Source organism: Acinetobacter sp. UBA3025 (genome assembly GCF_002367915.1).
In the GTDB taxonomy this organism is placed as follows: Bacteria; Pseudomonadota; Gammaproteobacteria; order Pseudomonadales; family Moraxellaceae; genus Acinetobacter.
Genome location: NZ_DFDO01000103.1, coordinates 1 through 7,455 on the forward strand (window position 1 = coordinate 1; position 7,455 = coordinate 7,455).

Annotated in this window: 6 protein-coding genes; 4 read left to right on the plus strand and 2 right to left on the minus strand. The window is 45.7% G+C overall.

Annotation, left to right across the window (positions count from 1 at the left end; translation table 11 throughout):
• The 4 genes from lptF to B4J23_RS04340 form a co-directional block, all read left to right on the plus strand.
• On the plus strand, positions 1 to 1,090 hold a 1,090-nt coding region (gene lptF / locus B4J23_RS04325; RefSeq protein WP_291358857.1), incomplete at its 5' end, for an LPS export ABC transporter permease LptF.
• 2 nt (positions 1,091 to 1,092) lie between these two features.
• Positions 1,093 to 2,163 (plus strand): LPS export ABC transporter permease LptG, encoded by a 1,071-nt coding sequence (gene lptG / locus B4J23_RS04330; RefSeq protein ID WP_180003801.1) that lies wholly within the window; start codon positions 1,093 to 1,095, stop codon positions 2,161 to 2,163.
• Between the two features lie 124 nt (positions 2,164 to 2,287).
• Positions 2,288 to 3,835: a 2,3-bisphosphoglycerate-independent phosphoglycerate mutase gene (gene gpmI, locus B4J23_RS04335; RefSeq protein WP_180011330.1), complete on the plus strand. Its 1,548-nt coding sequence runs from the start codon at positions 2,288 to 2,290 to the stop codon at positions 3,833 to 3,835.
• A gap of 23 nt (positions 3,836 to 3,858) precedes the next feature.
• A complete protein-coding gene (locus tag B4J23_RS04340; protein WP_291358860.1) occupies positions 3,859 to 5,031 on the plus strand; it encodes a S41 family peptidase in 1,173 nt (390 codons plus the stop codon).
• Here B4J23_RS04340 and B4J23_RS04345 read toward each other — a convergent pair whose 3' ends face one another.
• Positions 5,032 to 6,453 carry a sigma-54-dependent transcriptional regulator gene (locus B4J23_RS04345; RefSeq protein WP_291358864.1) on the minus strand — a complete coding sequence of 474 codons (1,422 nt, stop codon included), beginning with the start codon at positions 6,451 to 6,453 and terminating at the stop codon, positions 5,032 to 5,034.
• 17 nt (positions 6,454 to 6,470) lie between these two features.
• Positions 6,471 to 7,455, minus strand: a 985-nt coding sequence (locus B4J23_RS04350) for a sensor histidine kinase (protein WP_291358862.1), incomplete at its 5' end; no start/stop codon positions are given.

The following is a 7,455-nucleotide window of genomic DNA, read 5'->3' on the forward strand; positions in this document are numbered from 1 at the left end:
GCGTTATCTGGTCAAGCAAGTGGTATCGACCTCCTTGGTGGTGATTGCCTTACTGACCCTTATCATGATGGGCGGTCGTTTGATCAAGTATTTTGGTGTGGCCGCACAGGGGCGTCTGGATGCTGGAATCCTGTTCAGCATCATTGGTTATCGTTTGCCTGAATTCCTGACCTTGATTCTTCCACTTGGGTTCTTTATTGGCTTAATGCTGGTCTTTGGTCGTCTCTATGTTGATCATGAGATGGCGGTCTTAAATGGTAGCGGAATTAGCCGGCATCAGCTGGCACGTCTTTTGATTCCGATGACTTTGGTCTATCTCCTTGCACAAGGCTTTCTCATGTTGTGGGCTTCACCGTGGGGGATTCGACGGTTCGAAGCCTTGACCAGTGAGCAGGCAGTACGAACCGGCTTTGATCTGGTTCGGCCCAAAGAATTTATCTCTTCCGGACCTTATACCATTTATGCCGGAGATCTATCCGAAGATCGCAAAAACCTGAAAGATATCTTCTTCTATCAGCGTGTGGAAAAAGAAGGCAAGCCAGATGTGATGATTCTGGCGCAGGAAGCGACCCGAATTGAAATGCCGAATGATGCGGCCAATGTGGTCGATCTCGTCAATGGCCGCCGCTATGAAATTTATCCAGGCACGCCGCAATATATCCAGGCTGAATTTGAAAGCTATCGTTTACGGATCGAAAGTGATAAAGAAGCAGAACTGGCCAGTGATGAAGTCGAGGCCTTGCCGACCGGACAGCTTTGGAAAAACCGTCAGGATCCGGTGGTAGCCAGTGAGCTTGGCTGGCGTGTCTTTGTACCATTTGCCATTGTAATTGCCCTGATTTTGTCTGTAGCCCTGTCTGAAGTGAGCCCACGTCAAGGTCGCTATCTCAAATTATTCCCGGCACTGATGATCTTTGCCAGCCTGATTGTCGCCCTGATGGCAATCAAAACCCGGGTCAGTAAGGCGGAAATGGGCATTTGGGCTTATCCATTGGTCCTGATCATTTATGCTATAGCCGGTGCATTGTTCTCACGTAAACAGAATTTGGCGCCAAAAATTAAAAAACGGATTCAGCGAGTGAGGTCTTAACAATGTTAGCACGTCGTATAGTTGCCAAACATGTGACCGGAACCACTGCGCTGGCGATGCTTGGGGCAACAGCTGTTCTTTCAGGTCTGCAGGTCTTATTTACGTATTTAGGTGAATTGGGTTCCCTGAAAGAAGGCTATGGTGCCTGGGATGCCTTGAAATATGTACTCTGGGGCGCACCCAATTATTTGTATGAAATCCTGCCAATTTCGGCACTGATTGGTGCGGTACTCGGTTTGGGTACATTAGCTTCCAATAGTGAACTGATCATAATGCGTTCAGTTGGCGTTAGCCTGTGGCGTATTGTCGGCTGGGTGATCCGTTCAGCATTGCTATTGGTCGTATTGTCGTTTGCCCTGAGCGAATGGGTGATTCCATATACCAATGAACAGGCCAAAGCAGTCAAAAGCTATAACAAACCGGTCAAAATTGGTGAAGTGAAAGGTTACTGGACGCGTGAGGGTAATCGCTTTATCTATATTGATTATGCCAACGCCAAGGGCCAGCTGAAAAATGTACAGATGCTGGACTTTGATGACAATTACCGACTGCGGGGTACTCTGGATGCCAAGCAGGGTGAATTCGTCAAAGATGGGGCTTGGAAACTAGATAGCACAGAACAGTTTGATATTTTACAAAACGGCAATGCGACACTGGTACAGCATGATGAGCAACCACTGGCTTTGGCCTTGCAGCCGAAATATGTGCATATGGTGACGATTGATCCGGAAGATTTATCGCCAAGCCAGCTGGTGAGCTTTATGAGCTATATGCATGAATATAGTCAGGTACCTAAAACCTATCAGCTGGCTTTCTGGCAGAAAGTCGGTTCGCCATTTGCCCTGATTGCGCTGGTAGTGATTGCCTGTTCATTTATCTTTGGGCCATTGCGTCAGCAATCGATGGGCTTCCGTTTGGTGATTGCGTTATTCGCAGGGTTAGGCTTCTTCTATCTGCAGGATTTTCTCGGTTATGCCAGTCTGGTCTATGCGCCGTCACCGGCATGGTTTGTATTTATTCCTATTTTGCTGATGTTTGCTATTGGCGGTTACTTGCTCCATCGGGCCCGCTAAACTACAGGAAAATAGAAGAAATCAATCGCAACAAGAGGCTTAAACCATCGTCTGGTCATGGCCTCTTTTTGCAAAATTCGGTAAACTAGAGCGATTAATTCGTAGACGAAAAGAGTATTTCATTATGACGGATGCAACTGCTGGCAAAATCCCTCACGTTTTGGTGATTATGGATGGTGTGGGTCATCGCGAAGCGGTCGAAGACAATGCGTTTTTAGCGGCTAAACGACCAAATTTAACTGCTATGCAGGAAAAGCATCCGCATGGTTTGATCTCAGGTTCAGGTGAAGATGTCGGCCTGCCTGATGGTCAAATGGGGAACTCTGAAGTTGGTCATATGAATCTCGGTGCTGGCCGTGTGCTTTATCAGGACTTTACCCGTATTACCAAAGATATCCGTACTGGTGCTTTCTTCGAACATGAAGTGCTGGTGGATGCGGTTGAAAAAGCCAAAGCAGCAAATGGCGCAGTCCACATTATGGGCCTTCTTTCTGAAGGCGGTGTGCACTCACACGAAGATCATATCGTGGCGATGGCTGAACTGGCTTTAAAACGCGGTGCTCAGGTTTATCTGCATGCGTTCCTGGATGGCCGTGATACGCCACCAAAAAGTGCGCAACCCTCTTTAGAAAAACTGGATGCATTATTTGCTCAATATCCGGGCCAGGGTCGTATTGTCAGCATGATCGGTCGTTATTTTGCCATGGACCGTGACAACCGTTGGGATCGTGTAGAGCAAGCGTATCGTCTGCTGACTGAAGGTGAAGCAGTGCGTACTGCAGCTAGTGCAGTTGAAGGTCTGGAACAGGCTTATGCTGCAGAGGAATCAGACGAATTCGTAAAAGCGACTCGCATTGGCGACACTGTGAAGATTCAGGATGGCGACAGCGTTGTATTTATGAACTTCCGTGCTGACCGTGCCCGTGAATTGACTCGTGCCTTTGTTGAAAAAGATTTTGCCGGTTTTGAACGTAAGGTTGTACCGAATCTGGCGAAATTCGTGATGTTGACCCGTTATCAGGCGACCATTGATGCGCCAGTAGCCTATATGCCAGAAGCGCTGGTAAATTCTTTAGGTGAGTATCTGTCGAACCTGGGCAAAACTCAGCTACGTATTGCAGAAACTGAGAAATATGCGCATGTAACCTTCTTCTTTAGCGGTGGCCGTGAAGATGAATATCCAGGTGAAAAACGTATCCTGATCCCATCTCCAAATGTTGCGACTTATGACCTGAAACCGGAAATGAGTGCCTATGAAGTAACAGATGAACTGGTGGCAGCGATCAATTCAGGCGAGTTTGACCTACTGGTTGTGAACTATGCCAATGGTGATATGGTCGGCCATACTGGTGTATTTGATGCAGCAGTGAAAGCAGTTGAAGCCGTGGATACTTGCTTAGGCCGAGTTTATGAAGCTGTGATGGCAAAAAAAGGTCATATGATTATTACTGCAGACCATGGTAATGTGGAGCAAATGCAGGATTATCAGAGCGGTCAGGTGCATACCCAGCATACCACTGAACTGGTTCCATTTATCTATGTGGGTCCAAGCTCTGCAACAATCGCAGAAGGTGGTGTATTGGCTGATGTCGCACCAACCCTGCTGAACTTGATGCAAATTCCGGTACCAGCTGAAATGCAAGGTCGCAATCTTATTGAGCTGCATGCTTAATCTTTTATAAAACAGGTATAAGAATGATAAAAACACATGGCAAGTCTGTAGTCTTATCCTGCTTACTGATGTGTTTGAGTCATTCCGCATGGAGTGCCGTTTCAACCGAGATGGCACTTGATGAGCTGGAAATGGATGAACAGGTCTATAATGAAATTCCTGTAACATCCATCCAGGAATTTGTTCAGATTTATGGCATCGTCAAAGATAATTATATTCAAGACAAAAATGACGATGTGCTTTTCCAGCAAGCCATTCAAGGTCTGGTAAGTGGCTTAGACCGCTATTCCCGCTATTTATCTCCTGAAGACTATAAACAGCTGCGTGAATATACTGAAGGTGATCTGGCCAGTATTGATTTTGATCTGCATTTTAATCCACAGCTAAAACAATGGATGGTACAAGGCCTAAGTCCGGATGCTGACTCTGCCAAACAAGGCCTTCGCAATGGTGTCACAGTTTATAAGATTGATGATCAGGTCTTGAGTGTGCTGAAACGTGAGCAGGTGCGAGATTTATTGACTGGTGCCATTGGCTCTACTTTAACGCTTCAGCTTTCTGCGCAAAGTGTACCGATTACACTGGTCCGCAATACCAAAGTGGATACCGAGATTAAATCGACGCTGCACAGTAATCAGGTTCTGGTGCTGCAAGTCAAAGTTTTCCAGCAAGATACTGCTAATGAAATCAAGCGAATTATTGAAAGTTATTCAACCAATCGCCTGAAAGCAGTGCTGTTTGACTTACGTAATAATCCGGGTGGTTTATTGTCTGCGGCTGTTGAATCAGCAGATTTGTTCCTGAATCAGGGCATTATTGTCTCGACCAAGAGCCGTTCTGAAGGTAATCAGCAATTTCAGGCACTTCCAGGAATTGAATTTCAAAATCTGAAAGTCGGGATTCTAATTAATAACCGTTCGGCTTCCGCTGCAGAAGTATTTACTGCTGCTCTGAAAGAACATAATCGTGCCTGGGTGGTAGGGGAAAAGAGCTATGGCAAAGGGGTGGTGCAGAAACTGTTTCCTTTGAGCAATGGCTCTGCTTTGCAGATGACTGTATCGCAATACTTTAGCCCAAGCGGCAATATGATTGAAGGACAGGGGATTCAGCCACATTTCACCTATCCTCTCGGTCAGGATGCGCGTGAGGAGAGCTATCTGGATCACGTCACAGACTTGCTGCTCCTGCAGAAATAATTATTCCTCTTCTTCGGTATCCAGTCCGAATTTTTTCAGACGATAACGTAAAGAGCGAAACGACATACCGAGTTTTTTGGCGGCCAATGTACGATTCCAATGCGTCAGATTCAAAGCATTCAGCAGAATTTCTTTTTCAATCTTTTCTAAATACAGTTCCAGACCTTCCTCGGGGAGTTTCTTGGGAATAATGATCTGATCCGTAGATGAGGTCGGCTCTGCCAGATTTGCCGTTTCTGATTGGACGGATACCGTATGACGCAGTGGAGCAGTTTGCAGATGCTGAAGATCAATCTTGTCTTCATCACTCAAAGTAATAGCTCGTTCAATAATGTTACGCAGTTCGCGTACATTGCCCGGATAGTATTGCTCCAGTAAAAATTCCTTGCTCCGTTCCGTCAGTTTTTTCGCAGGAATCTCCCATTCCTGACAGATCTTTTGAACAAAATGCTCAGCGAGGAGCAGAATATCTTGGCCGCGCTCACGCAGTGGTGGTAAGACCAGATCCATCACGTGAATACGGAAGAACAAGTCCTGACGGAATTTACCTTGTTGTACCAGCGCATCGAGATCCTGATGGCTGGCGCTAATAACACGGAAATCGACATCAATTTCGGTATCGGAACCGACTGGACGAATGCGTTTTTCCTGGACGGCACGTAACAGTTTGACCTGCATAGAGAGCGGTAATTCGGCAATTTCATCTAAGAACAAACTGCCTCCATGGGCAGACTGAATTAGTCCTTGTTTGTCCTGTGTCGCACCCGTAAAGCTGCCTTTCTTATGGCCAAACAGTTCGCTTTCCATCAATTCAGTCGGGATTGCACCGCAGTTAATCGCGATAAAAGGTCCTTCATTGCGATTGCTGAGACGATGGACCAGATTGGCCACGACTTCTTTCCCGGTACCTGATTCACCAGTAATAAATACCGGAGCCTGAGAGCGGGCAATTTTTTTCAAGGTGACACGTAATTGCTGAATAGGCAGGGATTGCCCAATCAGCAATTTGTGTTCTAATGAATCATTGGAATTATTCTGATAATAATCCACTGGTTTATTTAGTGCTTTTTGCAGCAGTTGTTCCAGATGCTTTTGATTGATTGGTTTGCTGACAAAGTCAAATGCACCTGCCTTGAGTGCAGCAATAGCAATTTCCATATTGCCATAGGCCGTTAGAACAGCTACCGGAAGGTGAGGGGAATGCTGGTTAATCCAGTCCAGTAATTGCAGACCATTGCCATCAGGAAGATTTAGATCTGTCAGACAGGCATCATATTGATGATCTGTCAGAATTTTTTTTGCATCTTCCAGACAATGGGCAATATGCGTACGGATTCCCATGCGCATCAATGACATTTGCATGAGGGTACACAGATCTTCCTCATCATCCACCAATAAGACCAGTGGTTGTTGTTCCACAATATTTCCCCTTATTCCTTTTATGCTGTCACACGTTGACAGCTAATCCGAAAGCATGCGCCCTGTTCTTGTGAAATGTAGTTGAGTTGTGCCTGATTGGCTTCACAAAAACTGTGTGATAAATATAGTCCGAGTCCCGTTCCATGGATAGATGTGCTGAAAAAAGGTTTAAATAATAATTCCTGATCATGGGTGGCAACACCAGAGCCAAAATCCCGGACATCTATCCATACCTTATGTTCATATGGGTGAATATTCAATTGAATATGGGGTGAATCCGGTGAATTATGCCGGATAGCATTACGAATCAGATTAATCAGAATCTGACGTAACTGGGCTTCATCGAACTGAATTGCCAGTGGTACATCAATATTAAATTGAATCTGGTCCGCCACATCTGCTAAATCTTCCTGAATAAACAGTGGTATAAATTCATTCAGCTGAATTACGACTGGATGGGTTTCTTTATTCTTCACCATATTCAGGGTGTCCTGAATAATCCGGTCAATCCGGGTGGCCTGTCGGCTAATCATCTGATGCAGAACTTGTTGCTGTTCAGGTTCAGAATCGAGATAAAGATCATTGGCCTGTACAATGGCAGCCAGAGGATTGCGAATTTCATGGGCAATACTGGCGGAAAGCTGGCCTAGAGCAGCAAGCTTTAACTGTTGCACCTGCTGATTAAGTTTGCGGGCATCTTGCAGCACGAGGAGAGTCAGAGTCTGGTGCGGCACAATCAGCTTTTGTACCTGCACGTGAATATTATAACGACTCTGCTGGGATTCAAATTGAAACCGCTCGCCATTTTCCAGATTTTCAAAACGGATCAGTTCAAACAGGTCATTTTGAGATTGGTATAACGAAAATCTTTCATGGGCATACATTGGCTCAATGCCGAGCAGATGACAGGCAGCCGGATTACTGAGCACGACATGGTAATTCTCATCTAAAACCAGATAGCCGGTTTCAATCTGTTCCAGAATATAGCGGTTAATATTCTGTAAG